The following is a 19,245-nucleotide window of genomic DNA, read 5'->3' as shown; positions in this document are numbered from 1 at the left end:
GTCCCTCAGCGGCCGTCGTGGGGGTCCGCCCGGGACGGCTGTCCGTCACACCACGCTCACCGGATGCCGCACGACCGCGTCGAACAGGTACCCCTGCGTGTTGAACTCGGCGACGTCCGGCTGCGTGCGGCCGGCCGTGTCCGTGGCACGGGCCATCAGATGGGTGGTGCCCGGTTCGTCGGGCTGCCAACCGAGGGACCAGCGGGTCCAGGTGCCGGCGCGCGGCCGGTCGTGCAGGCGGGCGGGGCGCCAGTTCGCCCCGCCGTCGGTGCTGACGTCGACCCGGGCGACGGCGCCCGCACCCGACCACGACCGTCCGTGCAGTACGTACCTGCGGCCCGCCGTGAAAGCGGCCCCACCGGCAAGCTCGAAGGCGCTCTTCGTGGTCTGCCGGGTGAGTGGCGCGCTGCCGCCCTCCGGGTGGGAGGGGCCGAACAGCCGGTAGAAGGTGGTGTTCCAGGGCGAGTAGAGCGGCTGCGCGGACACCTCGATGTCGCCCACCCACTTGATCGACGCGATCCCGACCCAGGACGGCACCAGTACCCGCACCGGATACCCGTGGTCGTGCGGCAGCCTCTCACCGTTCATCTCGTACGCGAGCAGTACGTCGTCCAATGCCTTGGCCAGCGGCAGTGGGCGGCGCACCCGGCCCAGGCTCTCGCCGCCGCTGACGTACTCGGCGTCCAGCCCGCGCGGCTGCACGTCCACGGCGTGCGGGGACAGCCCGGCCCTGCGCAGCACATCGGACAGGCGCACGCCACGCCAGCGGGCCACACCGATCGCTCCCAGAGTCCACGCGGTTCCGGTGACCGTCTGGCCCTGCTGAGCCGTGTAGGAGGAGCGGCCGTTTCCGGCGCACTCGACGAAGGCGGTACGGGTGACGGCCGGCAGGGCTCGCAGATCGTCGTACCCGAACTCCACCGGCCGGTCCTCGCCCGGGGTGCCGCGCAGCCCGCTCCCCCACAGCCTCAACCGCCAGTCGCTGGCGTCCAGCACCGGGGTGGCGGTGTGATTGCGCACGAAGAAGAGCTCGTTGGGGGTGTGGTGGCCGGTTCCGCGCAGCGCCTCCCAGCGGGTCTCGGCATTGGTGCCACGCTCGATGAACCACTCGGGTGGAAGGGGCTTGACGATTCCGGCGGCGGCACGGGCGGGCCGCGTGGCGCCGAGTGCGGTCCCGGCGGCGGTGGCGGCGAGCAGGGTGAGCAGCCGGCGGCGGGTGACCCCGTCGGCCCTGGCGTCCCCGGCGAGCCATTGGCGCAGTCTGCGGCGGTCGTAGTCGCTTTCGAAACGGTCACCAGCGGGAACGGGAGCGGGCATGGCGGATCCTAGTCCTGAGAGGCGGAAGAGCACGACAGGGTCGATGCGGGCCAGGGCACGGCGTCCGTCGATACGGCCGCGGCCTTGAGCAACCGGCCTGCGCGAAGAGGACGTTGACGGAGACGTCAGGAAGCGCGCGAGCAGCCGGTCGTCCGACACAGCGCAGCAGCCACGCGGACGAGGTCCACGGCACGGCGGCGAGTCAGAGGCTGCGGCAACGGCATGGCCGGATGCAAGCACGCGGGGCGGACGGTGTCAATGGAGCGTCCACGTCGTGGGGAGGACCTCGTTGTCCTGGTCAGCGTCGACGGGCTGTGCGCACCCGCTCCCGCGTTCGACGACTTCTCCCACAGCGCCGGCAAGAAAGCCGAGCCCTTCACTTCATTGATGCCCCAGCGGATTGACATAGCATCTGTGAATGCCATCTCTTCGCGCACTGGAATGCCTGGTCGCCGTCGCGGACACCGGGTCGATCACGCAGGCCGCCTTGCTGCTGCACTCCTCGCAACCCGCCGTGTCCCACCAGATCGCCTCTCTGGAGCGCGAGGCCCGCACGGCCCTGCTGCGTCGCGAGGCACGGGGGGTCAGGCTCACCGCCGCGGGGCGAGTCGCGGTCGCGGACGCCCGACGGGCGGTCGAGGCGGCTACCGCCGCCGTGCGGTCGGCGCGGGCGGTGGGAGAAGCCGGCGGCGGATCGCTGCGGATCGGCTGCGCGCAAAGCCTCACCGTCGCCCTGCTCGCCCCGGTGCTCCGCGACTGGCGCAGGCGCCACCCGGACGTGGCCATCGCTCTGCGTGAACTCGCCGTCATGGACGAGGCACTGGGTCTGGTCGAGTCCGACGACGTCGACGTCGCGGTACTGCCGGACCCCCCGTCCGACCGTTTCCATGTCACTGCCGTCGCCGAGGAGGAGATCGTGCTGGCAGCGCCCACCGGACACCCCCTGGCCCAGCGGGCAGCGCTGCGGATCCAGGACCTCGATGGCGCGCCACTCGTGCAGTTCACGCCGGACAACGGCCTCGGCGCATGGCTCGACCGGTCCTTCGCCCGGGCCGGGGTCCACCCGGAGACGGTCGTGCGGACCTCGGTCACCACCGCGGCACCCCAGCTCGCCGCCGCTGGACTGGGTGTCGCGGTCTGCCCGGTGAGTGCGGTCAGTGCGGGCTTTCCGGGTGTGGTCCGGCCGTTCTCACCGCGGTGGACCAGGCAGTTGATGGCGGTGACCTCCGCCGAACCCGACCCGCTCGTCGCACGGTTCATCGCGGGGCTGCGCCGTCGCGGAGTGCGGGTTCCCCGCAGCGTGCAGACGCAGCTCGACGAAGGCGTCGCGGCAGCGGGCGATTGATCACGGCCCCCACGAGACCGGCAGGGCCGCAGGCTCGTGGCTGCGGCGAGGCGCTCCGCGGCAGGGGTCAAGCCATCCATGATTTCTTTGGCACGCCTTCTCATCATGAATGGCTTCGAGGGAACAGCGGGCAGCCCGTCATCGCTGCACACCACAGAGCTTCCCGCCCTCAGCGGAAGCGTCTTACACGAGAAAGAAGGCAGCCATGTCGCAGGCATTCGTCACAGGTGGCTCGGGTTTCATCGGGCAGGCCCTGATCCGCAGGCTGGTCGCGGAAGGCCATGCGGTCCGCGCCCTGGTCCGCAGTGAAGCGTCGGCCGACAAGGTCGCGGCCCTCGGCGCGCAGCCGGTGCACGGCGAGCTGACGGAGGCGGCCACCTGGCAGGACGCGGTGGCAGGCAGTGAGGTGCTGTTCCACCTCGCCGCCGAGACGGACATCACCGCCGACCGCGAGCGGCAGGAGCGGGTGACGGCCGGTGGCGCCCGAGCGGCTGTGGAAGCAGCCCGTACCGCGGGGGTCAGCACCTTCGTCCACTGCGGCAGCGAGGCCGCGCTCCTGGCCGGTGAGCCGCTGCTGGACGTGGACGAGACCGCACCGCTGCGGCCGGACTCCGAAGCCGCCTACTGCTCGACGAAGGCGATCGCCGAGCAGATCGTGCTGGACGCCGACGCACCGGGCTTCACGACGGTGTCCATACGGCCGCGGTTCGTCTGGGGCCCCCACAGCAGCCTGACCGAAGGCCTGGCCGCCGCGGCCAGGGCCGGACAGTTCGCCTGGATCGACGGCGGCCGGCACACCACCGACGTGACGTACGTGGACAACGCCGTCGAGGGCCTGATCCGCGGATGGCGGCACGGCCGGCCGGGTCAGGCGTACTTCGTCACCGACCAGCACCCAGTCGTCCTGCGGGATTTCCTGGAGACGCTCTTCTCGCTCTACGGCGTCGACGCGCCCATCCCCGACATGGACGGCGACACCGCCACCGGTGTGGTGCCGGTACCCGCCCGGTGGTTCGTCGGACAGTCGTGCACGCTGCGCACCGACAAGGCTGTGGCCGAACTGGGTTACCGGCCCGTCGTCCCGCACGCCGACGGCTTCGCCGCCGTGAAGGAGGCACTCGCCTCCGACGCCGCGTGACGCAGGGCCGGCCGCCGGGAGCCGAGGCCGCCGATGCCGGACCCACGGCGGCACCGGTTCATAATCAGTCGCGTCTTGCGATTCTTGGTCCTGTCCGTGCCTGGCGGCAGGACGAGGAGATCGACCTCGGGTCTCCGCAACAGCGTGGACTGCTCGCACTGTTGCTGTTGCATGAAGGGCGCCCCGTGGAGACCGAGGCGATTCTGGAGGCCTTGTGGGGCGAGCACGGGCCTCGAGGCGCTCGGGGCACCGTTCGGACGTACGTCTATCGTCTGCGGCCGATTCTCGGCGACATGGCGGTCATCGAGTCGACCGGCAGCGGCTACCGTCTCACGGTTCGCGACGGGACCTTCGACCTGAGGAGGTTTCGGGAGCTGACCGCCCAGGCTCACCAGGCGCGCCGCGTCGGCGCCGCGGCGAGTGCTGCCGATCTCCTGCGTCAGGCCCTCGGCACGTGGCAGGGACCGGCCCTTTCGGGCGTCCGGGGCCCTTTCTTCGAGCTTGAGCGTGATCGGCTGGAGGAGCTGAGGCTGGCTGCCCTGGAGGAGGTGTTCGACCTTGAGCTGGAGGCCGGGGGGCATCCCGACCTGACGTCCGAGATCCGGGCGGCCGTGACGGAGCACCCGCTGCGCGAGCGGCTGCACGAACAGCTCATGCTCTCGTTGGTCCGTGCCGGCCGCCGGGCCGAGGCTCTGTCCGCCTATCAGCACACGCGGCAGCTCCTGCGCGAAGAACTCGGTGTGGATCCGGGGCCCGCACTTCGGGCTCTCCACAGCGGGATCCTGCAGGAGGACGACGATTCGCCAGCCCCCGCAGGCCGTGCGCTGTCCCCGGCCCTCGCGCCGGCGCCGGTTCCGGCTCAGCTCCCGGCGGACCTGGCAGTGTTCACCGGGCGCCACGCAGAGATCGCGGAACTGTGTCGCATCACCGACCTGCCCGGCATCCCCTGGCTGCGTCTCGGCGTGCTGCGGCCCGAGGACGCCTTGCACCTGCTCGCCGCCATCTCCGGCACCCGGCGGGTGTTCGCGGAACAGGCAGCGGCCAGTCGCTTGGTGCAGGCCTGTTCCTTCCAACCGCTCTCGGTGCATGTGGCGGCCGCCCGGCTGGATGCCCGGCCCTCGTGGACGATCGACCAGATCCTGGCGCAGCTCGAAGACGATCTGCGCCAGCCGGTCGTCATGCACGAGGACTGCAAGATCGTCGACAAACCCTTCCGTGATGCCCAGGCACGGATGGACGCCTTCCACCGCGACGCCTTCCACCTCGCCGCCGTTCCCGACTGCAGCCGGCTGGATGCCGCCATGGCCGCAGCGGTGCTGGATCTGCCGGTCAACGAAGCCACAGCCGTCATGGAAGCCCTCGTCGACGCTCATGTGGTGGAAACCGGCGAGAACGGCGACTACCACTTCCTCGGGCTCGTCAAGGCGTTCGCGCGGCGCCAGGCCCTCCACGGACTGGGACAGGAGCACTGCCAGCAAGCGCTGCACCGGCTGCTGCGCCACTGCCTGACCGTTCGCAACACGGTCGGCGAAGAGGATCTGCGCGCGGTACTGGATCAGATCACCGATCTACCGGATGCTCTTGCGGACATGGTGTCGCTCTCGCCGCCCTGACCGGTGCCTGCCGCCCCCCGTACGCGAAACGGCCCGTCGACGCGCCATCGACACCACGTCGACACGCGTGGGATGCAATGCACGCATGCTCGATTCACACACGCGCGCCGCTCTGGCAGCGCAGATCACCGGACCCGTACTCGGGCCGGACGACGAGGGGTTCGCCGCGGAGTCCGCGCCCTTCAACCTTGCCGTGACCCACCGCCCCGGCGTCGTTGTCGGGGCCGCGAACAGTACCGACGTGCAGGTCGCCGTTCGCTTCGCCGCACAGCAGCGTCTGCCGGTCGCCGTCATGGCCACCGGCCACCAGGCGACCGTCCCGGCCGACGACGCGGTACTCATCACCACTCACCGCATGGCGCAGGTGAGCGTCGACGCCGCGTCCCGCACCGCACGCGTGGCGGCGGGAGCGCGCTGGCAGCAGGTGATCGACGCGGCGGCCCCGTTGGGGCTTGCCCCGCTGAACGGCTCCTCACCGCTCGTCGGAGTCGTCGGCTACACCCTCGGCGGGGGCTTGAGCCCCACCATGGGCCGCGCTCACGGATGGGCAGCCGACCACGTCACCTCCATGGAGGTCGTGACGGCCGACGGCGAACTGCGCCACGTCGACGCCACGTCGGAACCCGACCTGTTCTGGGCACTGCGCGGCGGCAAGAGCAACTTCGGTGTCGTCACCGCGATGGAGTTCGCCCTCTTCCCCGTGGAACAGCTCTGGGCGGGCGGGCTCTTCTTCGACGGTACCGACGCAGCAGCCGTCCTGCGCGCCTACGCCGAGGTCACGGCCGGGGCCCCGGACGAGCTGAGCTCATCGATCGCCCTGCTCCGTCTGCCGGCCCTGCCCGGTGTCCCCGAATTCCTCGCCGACCGGTTCGCCGTGCACGTCCGCATCTCCTGTCTCGGCCCGGCATCCGAGGCCGCCCGGCTGGTGGCTCCCCTGCGGGCGGCCGCACCTGTCCTCGTGGACACTCTGGGCCCCATGCCGTACGCGTCCTTCGCCCAGATACACAACGACCCGGCGGAACCGGCACCGTTCATGGAGCGCACCGCGATGCTGCGCTCCCTGACCTCCGAGGCCGTCGGGGAGATCCTGGCCGCAGCGGGCCCGACGGCCGACTGCCCGGTGCACTTCGTCGAGTTGCGTCACCTCGGCGGCGCCCTGGCCAGGGCCGGGGACAACGCCGTCGGACACCGGGACGCGCAGTTCGCGCTCTGGGTCGTGGGTGTCGGGGCACCCGATGCCTTCACCCCGATGAACGCCTACGCCGATGAGCTGCTGCAGCGGATGCGCCCCTGGTCGACCGGCGGACGCTACCTCAACTTCATGGCCGCCCAGGACACCGGTGCCTCCGACGTGAGCGCGGCCTACGACGAAGCCGACTACCACCGGCTCCGCGGCATCAAGAGGCGCTTCGACCCGGACAACCTCTTCCGCCTGAACCACAACATTCCCCCCGAGGAGCGCCCGATGGCGGACGACACCCTGCAGTTGCTGATCGACCAGGCCGCGATCGCCGATGCGCTGCACCGCTACACGGCCGGGCTCGACCACGGTGACGCCGATCTGCTCGCCTCGGCACTGACCGAGGACGCCATGGTCGACCTGACACCGGCCACGAGCAAGATCGGTCTCGACTTCCCGGCGCTCAAGCCGCGCGACACCGTCGTGGGTGTCCTGATCCCGGCGGTCGGCCCGCTCGACACCAGCCACGTGATCAGCAACATCCGCACCAGCGTGGACGGCGACACCGCCCACGTGAACTGCTACGCAATGGCCCAGCACTACCTGCCCCGAGAGGGCCCCAAGCCGGACCGGACCCGCCACGCGCTGATGATGAACCGCTACGACGCGGAACTGACGCGAGACGGAAGCACCTGGCGCATCAGCCGGCTGACGATCGACAACGCCTGGTTCGAGGGCGACACGACCGTCCTGCTTCCCGGCGACTGACCTCGCAGCGAACCGTCCAGACCCGGGGTGTCGCCCTCGCAGCCGCAGGGCGCCACCCCGGTACTGCCGGCCCCACCGACCGCTACGGGCTCGGCCCCACAGCCCTGCCCCGATGCCCGCACTTCACCATCCGTCCGGGAGCGTTCCACGTGTCCACCACCCCCCATGAACCCGATCCTCCTCAGCACGCACACCGCGACAGCGTCCAGCGACGCCTCAAAGCGCTGATGCGGGACTTCCGCCACGGCGCGTGGCAACCCACTGATGTCGAGCGTCGCTTGGCCGAGCTTCTCGCGCAGTCGGCCGCCGGTACCGGGTCGCTCAGCCCGGTCGGTGTCCGGGCCGCGCTGTGGGAGGGCTCGATGGCGGCCATCCATGACAACGGTGGACGCTTCATCATCCTTCTGGCAGACCTGCTGCCGCTGATCGAGAGACCCGACGCGTCCGCACTGCACACGGCCGGCCTTGCCCTCGACCTCGTCGAGACGATCACACAGACGCCTCCGCACCGAAACGCTGCTCCCCCACGGCGGGCCTGCCCTTGTCCGAGCGAGGAAGGCAGCGATCAGAGCGAAGGGCCGCCGTCCCGGTCACCGCATCTCGGCGAGGACAGAAGACGCCTGCGCGTGGACGCGGCACGCAATCACGCTCGTCTGCTGAACGCCGCGGAGCGGATAGCGCGGGAGCGTGGTCTGAAGCACCTCACCATGGAAGCGGTGGCCGTCGCGGCGGGGGTCGGGAAGGGCACCGTCTTTCGGCGCTTCGGCGACCGCGCGGGTCTGCTGCAGGCCTTGCTGCAGCGCTCCGAGGACACCTTCCAAGCCGTTCACCTCAGCGGTCCGGCACAGGCAGACGGCCGTGACGCCGCGATGGAGCAGCTCCGGGCATTCGGGGTGGCCGCCATACGGCGCTATGCCGAGGAGATGGAGCTGCAGATGGCGGCCGAGCCCTCCCCCCGCCAGCGCTACCGGCGCGCACCTCGGCGCCTCTACCACGAGCGGGTCAGCATCCTGCTCGGCCTGGCCGCACCGGAAGCAGACGCAGAACTGCTCAGCCACGCGCTGCTCGGCTATCTGGAGCCCGCCCTTCTCTGGCATCTGAGCGACCAGTGCGAACTGCCGCTGCAACGGCTGGAGGACGGCTGGCTGGAACTGGTCTCCCGACTCACCCGGAGACCGCAGCCTCACACGACGTGACCGAGTACACCACACGCGTGGCGGCGCCGGCCTTCAACAGCAGTGAGGGCGAGGCACAGGGGCGGATGCGGGTCAGTGCAGGTCGACACGCAAGCGCACCATTCCATCAGGCCCTGGTGGCGGCCTCGGCCTGCCGCGTAGCGTGCGGCTGGGGTGGGGTCATCGCGGTACGCCGGTATGCGCTGGGGCTGATGCCGCGGACCCGTTTGAACGCAGCGCTGAACGCGAACGCGTCGGAGTAGCCCACGGCGCGCGCGACCTCGGCGACCGTCGCCGTCTGGCGCTCGGTCAGCAGGTCCGCCGCGAGTGTCATGCGCCAGCGGGTGAGGTAGGTCAGCGGCGGCTCGCCGACCAGGTCGGTGAACCGCTTCGCCAGCGTGGCCCGCGACACCCCGGTCCGGCCGGCCAGCGAGGCGACCGTCCACGGCGCCGCCGGTTCCCCGTGCAGCAGGCGCAGCGCGCCACCCACCACCGGGTCGCGCCCGGCGGCGTACCAGCCCGGCGGAGTGCCGCCGGGCCGGTCGAAGTACTCGCGCAGCGCGCACACCAGCATCCAGTCCAGCAGCCGGTCGAGGACGACCTGCTGGCCCGGCGTGTCGGCGGCGATCTCGGCGGCGAGATGGTCCCACACGGGGTCGCGCCCGCCGGCGGACCCCACGCGCAGTACGGCGGGCAGCGCGTCCAGCAGCCTGCGGCTGATCTCGCCGTGCACCGGATAGGCACCGACGACCAGGGTCGTCGTGTCCTCTCCGCCGGTGCCGGCGTCGTGCCAGCCGAGCCGGTGGCGGGTCCCGCCCTGCTCGGGCGTCGAGCAGAACGCGCCGCACGCGACGGGTTCGGCCCGGGTGCCCACCTCGTCGACGAAGAGGAACGGCGCGGGGCCGCGCACGATCACTGTCTCGCCGGTGTCCAGGCGCTCGGGCCGGCGGCGCTCCGGCACGATCCAGCCGCCTCCGGACAGGACGGTGCACAAGGTCAGTGGCGCGCCGTCCACGAAGTGCAGCGACCAGGGCGGAGTCAGGGTCGAGCTGCCGAACAACGAGCCCTGGGCTCGTACTCCCCGCAGGAGGTCACCGAAAGCGTCCACACGCCAAGGCTAGATGATTCAGACGATCACCCAGGTGATCTGGCCGATCACCTATGGAATCGTCCGGGTGCGTGCCGTTGACTCGCTGTCATGAGCAACGACATCACTCTTGTCCTCGGCGCGACGGGCAACACCGGCCGGCGGGTGACCGCCCGGTTGCGGCTGCGCGACACACCCGTGCGCGCGGCCTCCCGGTCCAGTCGGACCCCGTTCGACTGGTTGCAGCCCACCGGCTGGGACCAGGTCCTGCGGGGCATCACCGTCGCCTACGTGGTGCCGCCGCCCGTGCCCGGCCCGGTGCACGACTTCGTGGCGCGGGCCGAGGCCGCCGGTGTCCGGCGTCTGGTCCTGCTCTCCGGCCACGGCGCCGACGACTGGGGCGACTCCCCGTTCGGGCTGGACATGCGCTCGGCCGAGGACGCCGTACGCGGCTCGTCGCTGGAATGGACCGTCCTGCGTGCCTCGAACTTCGCCCAGAACTTCGACGGGCACCCCTTCCGTGCCCCGCTGGCCGCCGGCGAGCTGGCGCTTCCGGCGGGCGGGGTCCCCGAGCCGTTCATCGACGTCGAGGACGTCGCCGACGTGGCGGCCGCGGTGCTGTCCGAGCCCGGCCGGCACGCCGGTCGCGTCTATGAGCTGACCGGGCCGCGCGGGCTGACCTGGGCGGAGGCAGTCGGGCTGATCTCCCGGGCGTCCGGGCGGCCCATCGCCTACCGGCGCATCTCCCCGGCCGAGTACACCGCGACGTTGGTTCGGGAGGGCTGGAGCGAGGACGAGGCCCAGCACCTTGCCGAGATGTTCGTGCTGCTGGAGCGGGGGGTCGCCGCCTGGACGTCGGACGACGTCGCCACCGTGCTGGGACGCGCGCCGCGGACCTTCGAGGACTTCGTCCTGCGGGCCACGGCAGCGCACGCCTGGCGGTGCTGACTCCCATGGGTCCTTCGCCTGGCGTGCTGGACTCCGCGAGGCGAGCACCGCGCGCCGTCCTGCACATCCACACCCCTTGTCGACGTCCGATCTACACGTAACTGGAGCCATCGATGCACACTCTGCTGGTCGCCGCCAATCCGGATCCGCGCTCCCTGACGCACCACGTGCTGGGAAGACTTGAGGCAGCGCTTCAGCCCGGTTCGGTCGAGATCGCCGACCTGGCGGGGGAACGGTTCGACCCCCGGTTCACTCCGGCGGATCGTCGGGCGTACCACGAGGGCGGCGACTACCCGGCTGACGTCAAGGCTGAGCACCGTCGTCTTGAGCGCGCCACCGATCTCGTGCTGGTCTTTCCCGTGTACTGGTGGTCGATGCCTGCACTGTTGAAGGGGTGGATCGACCGTGTCTTCGTCAACGGCTGGGCCTTCGAGCACTCCCCCGCTACGGGCCTGCGGCCGAGACTGCAGAACCTGACCACCCATCTTCTGCCCATCGCCGGCGACGACGTGGGTACGTACGAGCGCCACGGCTATGAGAGTGCCCTGCGCACGCAGATCGAGCACGGCATCGTCGACTACTGCGGCAGCCGGCGCGGCTCCACAGCGTTCATCTACCGATCCGAACAGCTCTCCCCCGAGACCACGGTGCGAAGTGTCGACCATGCGGTGCGGACCATCAGCGAAGCCATCCAGGCCCGCCTGGCGGAATGACGTCGGCCGCGAGCCCTGGCGTCACACCTCCGTCTCCGCCACTTTCGCGGCCTCGAACCGCCTTTTGTGACCGAAGCGTTGACCCGGGCAGGTGCAGGATCTATGTTCTGGCCGAGCTTGCGGACGGCGTTCGAAATACCGGCAGCAGAGGGAGTATTCCGTGACACCTGCGCGCTCACCCTTCGACCGGCCCTCGGCATGATCACCGGCTCGATCGCCGCCACCTTTGTCTCGGCCGGTACCACCCATGCCACCGTGCGCGCGTCCCCCGGTGTCACGTACACGAACCCCATCGCCCGAGCGACGGGCCGGCCCGAACGTCTACCAGCAGACCGACGGTTTCCGAGCCACCACTGCCGTCCCCTACCCCTCGGGCGGCCACAACGGACTCTCGCGACGAAAGGGGCAAGATGTCTCCCCCCATCAGCAGACGGCACCTCCTGCACATAGCCGGGGCCACCGCCGCCGCCTCTGCCACCGGATCCCTCATCGGCGGTTCCGCCGCCCACGCGGCCGTCCCACCCGCGAGGGCCGACATCGGGGTGTCCGCGCACCCCTTCGCGCTCGGCCAGGTCCGGCTCACCGCGAGCCGGTGGCTGGACAACCAGGACCGTACGCGGAACTACCTGCGGTTCGTCGATGTGGACCGGCTGCTTCACAACTTCCGCGCCAACCACCGGTTGTCCACCAACGGCGCGGCCGCCAACGGCGGTTGGGACGCGCCGGGCTTCCCCTTCCGGTCCCACGTCCAAGGGCACTTCCTCACGGCGTGGGCCCAGCTCTACGCGGTCACCGGGGACACCGTCTGCCGGGACAAGGCGACCCATATGGTTGCGGAGTTGGCCAAGTGCCAGGCCAACAACGGTGCCGCCGGATTCGGCGCCGGGTATCTCTCGGGCTACCCCGAGTCCGACTTCACCGCTCTCGAGCAGCGGACCCTGAGCAACGGCAACGTGCCGTACTACACCATCCACAAGACGCTGACCGGCCTGCTGGACGTCTGGCGCCTCATCGGCAGCACACAAGCCCGTGACGTCCTGCTCTCCTTGGCCGGATGGGTCGACCGGCGCACCGGCCGGCTCAGCGGCCAGCAGATGCAGGCCATGCTGCAGACGGAGTTCGGCGGCATGAACACCGTACTGACCGATCTCTACCAGCAGACGGGCGACGCACGGTGGCTCGCCGTCGCCCAACGGTTCGATCACGCCGCAGTGTTCGACCCTCTGGCGGCAGGCCGGGATCAGCTCAGCGGACTGCACGCCAACACGCAGGTTCCCAAGTGGATAGGGGCCGCACGGGAGTTCAAGGCGACCGGCACCACTCGGTACCGGGACATCGCCACCCATGCCTGGAACATCTGCGTCAACAACCACACCTATGCCATCGGAGGCAACAGCCAGGCGGAGCACTTCCGCGCCCCGAACGCCATCGCCGGCTACCTGAACAAGGACACGTGCGAAAGCTGCAACACCTTCAACATGCTCACCCTCACCCGGGAGCTGTTCGCGCTGGACCCGAATCGGGCCGCCCTGTTCGACTACTACGAGCAGGCGTGGCTGAACCAGATGATCGGCCAGCAGAACCCGGCAGACGACCACGGCCACGTCACCTACTTCACCCCGCTCAACCCCGGAGGCCGCCGCGGTGTGGGCCCGGCGTGGGGCGGCGGCACGTGGAGCACCGACTACGGCACCTTCTGGTGCTGCCAGGGCACAGGCCTGGAGATGCACACCAGGTTGATGGACTCCCTCTACTACCGCAGCGACACCACGCTGATCGTGAACATGTTCGTGCCCTCGGTGCTCAACTGGTCGGAGCGCGGCATCACCATCACGCAGACGACGACCTATCCCGTGAGCGACACCACGACCCTGCGCGTCACCGGGAACGTCGGCGGAACCTGGTCGATGCGCATACGCATCCCGAACTGGACCTCCGGGGCCACCGTCAGCGTCAACGGCGCGGCGCAGAACATCCCCACCGCGCCCGGCAGCTACGCCGTCCTGACCCGCTCCTGGACCTCCGGCGACACGGTCACCGTCCGTCTGCCCATGCGGGTCGTCATTCGGCCGGCCAACGACGACGCGAACGTGGCCGCGATCACCTACGGCCCCGTGGTGCTGTCCGGCCACTACGGTGATTCCGCACTCAACTCCCTGCCGAAGCTGGACACGTCCTCGATCAGACGGAACGGCGACACCTCGCTCGCCTTCACCGCCACCGCCGACGGATCCACGGTCGCCCTGGGCCCGTTCCACGACGCGCACGGCCACAACTACACCGTCTACTGGAACACCAGCGGTTCCACCGGCACCGTCCGTCTCGTCAACGTGGGCAGCGGTCTCGTGCTGGGCATCCAGAACATGTCCACGGCCGACGGCGGCCGGGCTCTGCAGTGGAACGACTCGGGCACCGCCGACCACGACTGGCAGATGATCCCCGACGGGAACGGGTTCCGCTTCCGCAACGCCCACAGCGGCAAGGTGCTCGGTGTCCAGGACATGTCCACAGCGGACGACGCGGCCGTCCTGCAGTGGGCGGACAACGGCACCGCGGACCACCGCTGGACGCTGCTCGACCAGGGAGACGGGACCCACAAGATCCGCAACGTACACAGCGGCAAGCTGCTCGCCATCGCGAACAACTCCACCGCTGTCGGTGCGTTCGCGGTGCAGGACTCGGACGACGGCACCGCCGACAACCGCTGGCGCGTCGTGAGGGACTGAGGCTTTCCCGAACCGATCACTGTCGGTCTCCTCCAGGGCAGGACCCTCGCATCGGACGGCTCGGACCACCTGAAGCTGCCGTACCGGCCGGGGCTCCTCACCCTGCGAAGCTGACCCGCGCGCACGTGATCACACACTCCTGACCAGCCGATCAGGCCCGCAAAGCGGCTACCGCTCAGCGGGCCAGGAAGGAACCCCCATGGTTCCCCTGCACAGACGACTGCTGCGGCTCCTGACGGCCACCGCACTGACGCTGAGCGCCTGCGTCACGGCCTCCGCCGGCACGGCCGCCCAGGCCGCGCCGGGCAGCCCCGCGCTCACCCCGCCGCTCGGCTGGAACAGCTGGAACAGCTTCGGATGCGGAATCACCGAGGCCCAGGTGCGCCAGGCCGCCGACGCGATGGTGACCTCGGGCATGAAGGCCGCGGGCTACCAGTACGTCGTCGTCGACGACTGCTGGTTCGATCCGCAGCGCGACGCGGCGGGCAACCTGCGGTCCAACCCGACCAAGTTCCCCAGCGGCATGAAGGCGCTCGGGGACTACATCCACAGCAAGGGCCTGAAGTTCGGCATCTACCAGGCGCCCAACGAGAAGACGTGCGCCCAGGGCGTGGGCACCTACCCCGGCTCGACCGGCAGCAAGGGTCATGAGGCCCAGGACGCCGCCACCTTCGCCTCCTGGGGTGTGGACTACCTCAAGTACGACTGGTGCTCCGGCAGCGGCACCCTCAGCGAGCAGGTCGCGCAGTTCACGACCATGCGCGACGCCCTGCGTGCCACCGGCCGTCCGATCGTCTACAGCATCAACCCCAACAGCTTCCACGCCCCCACCGGCGCCACTTACGACTGGGGACAGGTCGCCGACCTGTGGCGGACGACCGAGGACCTGCTCGACATCTGGCAGAACGGCAACACCAACAGCTACCCCATGGGCGTCGGCAACGTCCTGGACGTCACCGCACCACTGGCGGCCCAGTCGGGGCCGGGCCACTGGAACGACCCGGACATGCTCGTCGTCGGCCGTCCCGGTCTGTCACTGACCGAGTCCCGTTCCCACTTCGCGCTGTGGGCGCTGATGGGCGCCCCTCTCATCGCGGGCAACGACATCCGCACCATGTCCGCTGATGTGAGCGCGATCCTGCGCAACCCGCGCCTGCTGGCGGTGAACCAGGACCCGCTGGGCGCGGGCGGTCGCCGGGTGCGCGACGACGGCGACACCGAGGTGTTCGCCAAGCGCCTGTCCGACGGCTCGGTCGCCGTGGGCCTGTTCAACCGAGGTGGCAGCACCGCGACCATCACGGCCTCGGCCGCCCAGGTCGGCCTGACCGGAGGGTCGTTCACCCTCACCGACCTGTGGACCGGCGGCACGTCGAGCACTTCCGGGCAGATCTCCGCGAGCGTCCCGGCACACGGTGTCGCCGTGTACAGGATGACCGGCGGCAGCCCGCTGGCCTCCACCACCGGGCGTCTGCGCGGCGGCGGGTCCGGTCGCTGCCTGGACGTGGACGGCGCCGCCACCGCCGCGGGGGCGAAGACGCTGCTGTGGGACTGCCACACCGCCGCCAACCAGCTCTGGACCAGCTGGGCCGGCGGCGAGATCCGCGTCTACGGCGACAAGTGCCTGGACGCCTCCGGCCGGGGCACCACCAACGGCACGCCGGTCGTCGTCTGGCCTTGCAACGGCCAGGACAACCAGAAGTGGACGGTCGGTTCCGACGGGTCGGTCCGCAACGTGCGCGCCGGACTGTGCCTCGACGCCAAGGAGGCCGGATCCGCCAACGGGACCCCGGTCATCCTGTGGACCTGCAACGGCCAGAACAACCAGAAGTGGACCACGCTCCCGTAACACGCAGGATGTGGTCCCTCTCCCTGCGGCGGACCGAGCGGGACGGGCACGCCCAGCACGCGTCGGCGCTCGCCATCATCTCCTCGGAGGCCATCGGGGTCGTGTTTTGGTTCGATGCGCCGCAGTCGGCGAGGACGAGGACGCCCGGTGCGCCGACGAACTGGTCGACGATCCCAAGCGGCCGCCTCGGCGCCCTCCAGGGTGCCGAGGCCTTGCGCAGCGAAACGTTTCGATGTTCGCGCCGAATGCTGCGAGGACCCTTGACGCCGCTGGTCGGCCTCCTATCATCCAGGGTGCTCGGTAAGCCGATCAGCGTTCCATATATCGAACAGCCTGCTCCACCTCACCCCCTTGCGGCACCCCAGCCTGAGGAGACGGACATGTCATGCCCTCGTCATCCCCTGAGCCGCCGGCACGCACTGAGCGCCGCCACCGGCCTGGCCACCGGAGCCCTGCTCCCGCTCGCCGCAACCCCCCGGGCCTCCGCCGCCAGCCCGGCAGCCCTCGATCCGACGGCCGCCGCCTCCTACACCAATCCGGTGATCTGGCAGGACTTCGCGGACCTCGACGTCATCCGCGTCGGCGACACGTTCTACGCCTCCGCCTCGACCATGCACTACTCGCCGGGCGCACCCGTGCTGCGGTCCTACGACCTCGTCAACTGGGAGATCGCGGGACACTCGGTGCCCGCCCTGGACTTCGGAGCCAAGTACGACCTGAACGGCGCGCGCGGCTACGTCCGCGGCATCTGGGCGTCGACGCTCGCCTACCGCCCGAGCAACCGCACCTTCTACTGGCTCGGCCAGATCGACTTCGCCCGCACGTACGTCTACACGGCCACCGCCGTTGAGGGCCCGTGGAGCCGGCTCACGACCATCGGCACGCCCTACTACGACGCCGGACTGCTCGTCGACAGCGACGACACCCTGTACGTGGCGTACGGCAACACCACCATCCACGTGGCCCAGCTCTCGCCCGACGGCCGCAGTCAGGTCAGGTCGCAGCAGGTGTTCTCGACCCCGTCGAGTATCGGCACGCTCGAGGGTGCCCGCTTCTACAAGATCAACGGGCAGTACTACATCTTCCTCACCCGCCCCGCCAACGGTCAGTACATCCTCAAGTCGACGAGCGGCCCCTTCGGTCCGTACACGGTGCGGCAGGTCCTGCTCGACCTGCGCGGACCGATCCCGGGCGGTGGTGTCCCGCACCAGGGCGGCCTCGTGCGGACGCAGAGCGGCGCCTGGTACTACGTGGCTTTTGTCGACGCCTACCCCGGCGGCCGGATGCCCGCCCTGGCGCCGGTCACGTGGACGCCGGACGGCTGGCCCGTCGTCCAGCTGGTCGACGGCGCCTGGGGCACCTCGTACCCGAGCCCGGCCGTGCCCGCCCCACCCCGGCAGGTCGCTCCCCTGACCGGCGTCGACACGTTCGCCCGCACCGCGCTCGATCCGAGGTGGGAGTGGAACCACAACCCGGACAACACCAAGTGGTCGGCCGGCAACGGCCTCACACTGCGGACCGCCACCGTCACCCGCGACCTCTACGGTGCCCGCAATACCCTTACGCACCGCATCCAGGGCCCGACCTCCACCGCCACGATCGAGCTCGACCACTCCGGCATGCGGGACGGCGACCGCGCCGGACTCGCGCTGCTACGCGACTCCTCCGCGTGGATCGGGCTGAAACGTGACGGCGGTACGACGCGCGTGGTGATGGTGGACGGGCTGACCATGGACGGCAACTGGAACACCACGGGCACCGGCACGGAACGCGCGAGCGCGGCCCTGCCCGGCGGCAACCGGATCTGGCTGCGCGCGACCGCGGACATCCGCCCCGGATCCGCCCGCCCCGGCACCTTCTCCTACAGCACCGACGGCGCGACCTTCACCCGCCTCGGCCCGGTCTTCTCCCTGGGCAACGACTGGCGCTTCTTCATGGGCTACCGATTCGCCCTCTTCAACCACGCCACCCAGGCGCTCGGCGGCGCGGTCCGCGTCACCCGGTTCGACCTGTCCACGCCCTGAGCGACACGTCCAACGGCTTCTGCGCGGACCCGGACGTCAGCGCGAGGAGGTGGGTGGCCGCCAACTCCGGCCGGGCAGTTCCCCCAGGGGACGGCCGGTCGGGTGACGTCCGCCGGCGGGCGGGGCTCCGGGGGAGTCCGCGGGTACCGCTCGGGGAACGTGTGGATTGTCGTGACCCGAAGAGCAGTCGCCGTGGAGGATGAAGGCGTGGACAACGTGGACGCATCGGACAGCGGAATTCTCCTCTTCCGCAACACCATGCGCATCACCGAAGGGCATCTCGACGCCTACCGGGAGGCCACGGAGCGAGCCGTACGGTTCGTGGAGGAGCACGGCCCTCAGATCATGGTGGAGGTGTTCATCGACGAGCAGAAGCTGCTCGCGCACAGTTTCCAGATGTACCGGGACTCGGATTCCGTCCGCGCGCACTGGAAGATGTCCGAGCCGTACATCCGGGAAGTGATGAAGCACTGCCGGGTGGAACGCTTCGAGGTGTTCGGGCAACCCGATTCCGACGTGATGGCGGGCGTACGGAATTCACTCGACGACCAGGTCTCGCCCTCGTTCGCGGCCCGCTTCACGGGATTCATGCGATTCGACGCGTTGCGGTCCGAGCGGTAGCGACTCCCGCCCCCGAAAAAGCAGCGAGAGGGCTGCCCCGACCGTGGGAGCCCGGCCGGGGCCCTTTCGTGTTCGTGTCCGCACTCAGCCGACGACGGTCCAGGTGTCGCCCCCGGCGAGGAGTGCGGCAAGGTCACCCTTGCCGTTCTGTTCGATCGCGGTGTCGAGTTGGTCGGTCATCTGGGCGTCGTAGACCGGTCGCTCGACGGAGCGGAAGACGCCGATCGGGCTGTGGTGCAGGGTGTCGGGATCGGCGAGGCGGGACAGCGCGAACGCGGTGGTGAGGGAGGCCGCACGGGCGTCGTGGACGAGGATGTCGGCTTCGTTGCCGGCGGTGACGGTGACGACCTCGAGATCGCCGGTGGCCCGGTTCCGTACGACGCCTTTGGACCGGTCGGTGCCGCAGCGGATCGGTTGTCCGTGTTCCAGCCGGATCACCGCTTCCTGCGCGGACTGCTTGTCCTTCAGGGCGTCGAAGGCGCCGTCGTTGAAGATGTTGCAGTTCTGGTAGATCTCGACCAGCGCGGTGCCCGGGTGGGCGGCGGCCTGGCGCAGCACGTCGGTGAGATGCCTGCGGTCGGAGTCGATGGTGCGGGCGACGAAGGAGGCTTCCGCGCCCAGGGCCAGCGAGACGGGGTTGAACGGGGTGTCGAGCGAGCCCATCGGTGTCGACTTGGTGATCTTGCCGACCTCGGAGGTCGGCGAGTACTGGCCCTTGGTCAGGCCGTAGATCCGGTTGTTGAA

The 19,245-nt window shown here is 70.1% G+C and carries 14 protein-coding genes; 11 read left to right on the top strand and 3 right to left on the bottom strand.

Going from position 1 to position 19,245, the window contains the following annotated elements; all coding sequences use genetic code 11:
• Positions 1-45: 45 nt before the first annotated feature.
• Positions 46-1,317, bottom strand: a complete 1,272-nt coding sequence (locus ACPXCS_RS35925) for a sulfite oxidase (protein WP_425952184.1) — start codon at positions 1,315-1,317, stop codon at positions 46-48.
• Between the two features lie 418 nt (positions 1,318-1,735).
• Here ACPXCS_RS35925 and ACPXCS_RS35920 point away from each other — a divergent pair, with 418 nt between their 5' ends.
• From ACPXCS_RS35920 to ACPXCS_RS35900, 5 genes are all read left to right on the top strand, one after another.
• Positions 1,736-2,662: a LysR family transcriptional regulator gene (locus ACPXCS_RS35920; RefSeq protein WP_425952185.1), complete on the top strand. Its 927-nt coding sequence runs from the start codon at positions 1,736-1,738 to the stop codon at positions 2,660-2,662.
• Positions 2,663-2,867: 205 nt separating this feature from the next.
• Positions 2,868-3,800: an NAD-dependent epimerase/dehydratase family protein gene (locus ACPXCS_RS35915; protein WP_425952186.1), complete on the top strand. Its 933-nt coding sequence runs from the start codon at positions 2,868-2,870 to the stop codon at positions 3,798-3,800.
• Complete coding sequence (locus ACPXCS_RS35910) at positions 3,689-5,413, top strand: AfsR/SARP family transcriptional regulator (RefSeq protein WP_425971100.1); 1,725 nt, start codon at positions 3,689-3,691, stop codon at positions 5,411-5,413. The genes ACPXCS_RS35915 and ACPXCS_RS35910 overlap by 112 nt, the downstream gene beginning before the upstream one ends.
• Positions 5,414-5,498: 85 nt before the next feature.
• A complete protein-coding gene (locus ACPXCS_RS35905) occupies positions 5,499-7,361 on the top strand; it encodes a nuclear transport factor 2 family protein (RefSeq protein ID WP_425952188.1) in 1,863 nt (620 codons plus the stop codon).
• A 149-nt stretch (positions 7,362-7,510) separates the two neighbouring features.
• The gene (locus tag ACPXCS_RS35900; protein ID WP_425952189.1) at positions 7,511-8,557 is read left to right on the top strand and encodes a TetR/AcrR family transcriptional regulator; all 1,047 of its coding nucleotides are present in this window, start codon (positions 7,511-7,513) and stop codon (positions 8,555-8,557) included.
• A gap of 106 nt (positions 8,558-8,663) precedes the next feature.
• On the opposite strand, the gene ACPXCS_RS35895 is transcribed toward ACPXCS_RS35900, so the two are convergent.
• Positions 8,664-9,644: an AraC family transcriptional regulator gene (locus ACPXCS_RS35895; protein ID WP_425952190.1), complete on the bottom strand. Its 981-nt coding sequence runs from the start codon at positions 9,642-9,644 to the stop codon at positions 8,664-8,666.
• 90 nt (positions 9,645-9,734) lie between these two features.
• Here ACPXCS_RS35895 and ACPXCS_RS35890 point away from each other — a divergent pair, with 90 nt between their 5' ends.
• From ACPXCS_RS35890 to ACPXCS_RS35865, 6 genes are all read left to right on the top strand, one after another.
• Positions 9,735-10,571, top strand: coding sequence for an NAD(P)H-binding protein (locus ACPXCS_RS35890; RefSeq protein WP_425952191.1), 837 nt, complete (start codon positions 9,735-9,737; stop codon positions 10,569-10,571).
• 113 nt (positions 10,572-10,684) lie between these two features.
• Positions 10,685-11,284, top strand: a complete 600-nt coding sequence (locus tag ACPXCS_RS35885; protein ID WP_425952192.1) for an NAD(P)H-dependent oxidoreductase — start codon at positions 10,685-10,687, stop codon at positions 11,282-11,284.
• A gap of 410 nt (positions 11,285-11,694) precedes the next feature.
• Positions 11,695-14,010, top strand: a complete 2,316-nt coding sequence (locus ACPXCS_RS35880) for a beta-L-arabinofuranosidase domain-containing protein (protein WP_425952193.1) — start codon at positions 11,695-11,697, stop codon at positions 14,008-14,010.
• 199 nt (positions 14,011-14,209) lie between these two features.
• Positions 14,210-15,856, top strand: a complete 1,647-nt coding sequence (locus tag ACPXCS_RS35875) for a glycoside hydrolase family 27 protein (protein WP_425952194.1) — start codon at positions 14,210-14,212, stop codon at positions 15,854-15,856.
• Between the two features lie 380 nt (positions 15,857-16,236).
• On the top strand, positions 16,237-17,880 hold the full coding sequence (locus tag ACPXCS_RS35870; RefSeq protein ID WP_425952195.1) for a glycoside hydrolase family 43 protein: 1,644 nt from the start codon (positions 16,237-16,239) through the stop codon (positions 17,878-17,880).
• A 171-nt stretch (positions 17,881-18,051) separates the two neighbouring features.
• Positions 18,052-18,501 (top strand): hypothetical protein, encoded by a 450-nt coding sequence (locus ACPXCS_RS35865; protein WP_425952196.1) that lies wholly within the window; start codon positions 18,052-18,054, stop codon positions 18,499-18,501.
• A gap of 84 nt (positions 18,502-18,585) precedes the next feature.
• Here ACPXCS_RS35865 and ACPXCS_RS35860 read toward each other — a convergent pair.
• Positions 18,586-19,245 (bottom strand): thiamine pyrophosphate-dependent enzyme (locus tag ACPXCS_RS35860; protein ID WP_425952197.1); only part of this gene is annotated, 660 nt, incomplete at its 5' end.

This window comes from Streptomyces sp. DT190, assembly GCF_049846985.1.
Taxonomy (GTDB): domain Bacteria; phylum Actinomycetota; class Actinomycetes; order Streptomycetales; family Streptomycetaceae; genus Streptomyces.
Note: the sequence above shows the minus strand (reverse complement) of the source record. Positions and strands in the feature narration are given on the sequence as shown.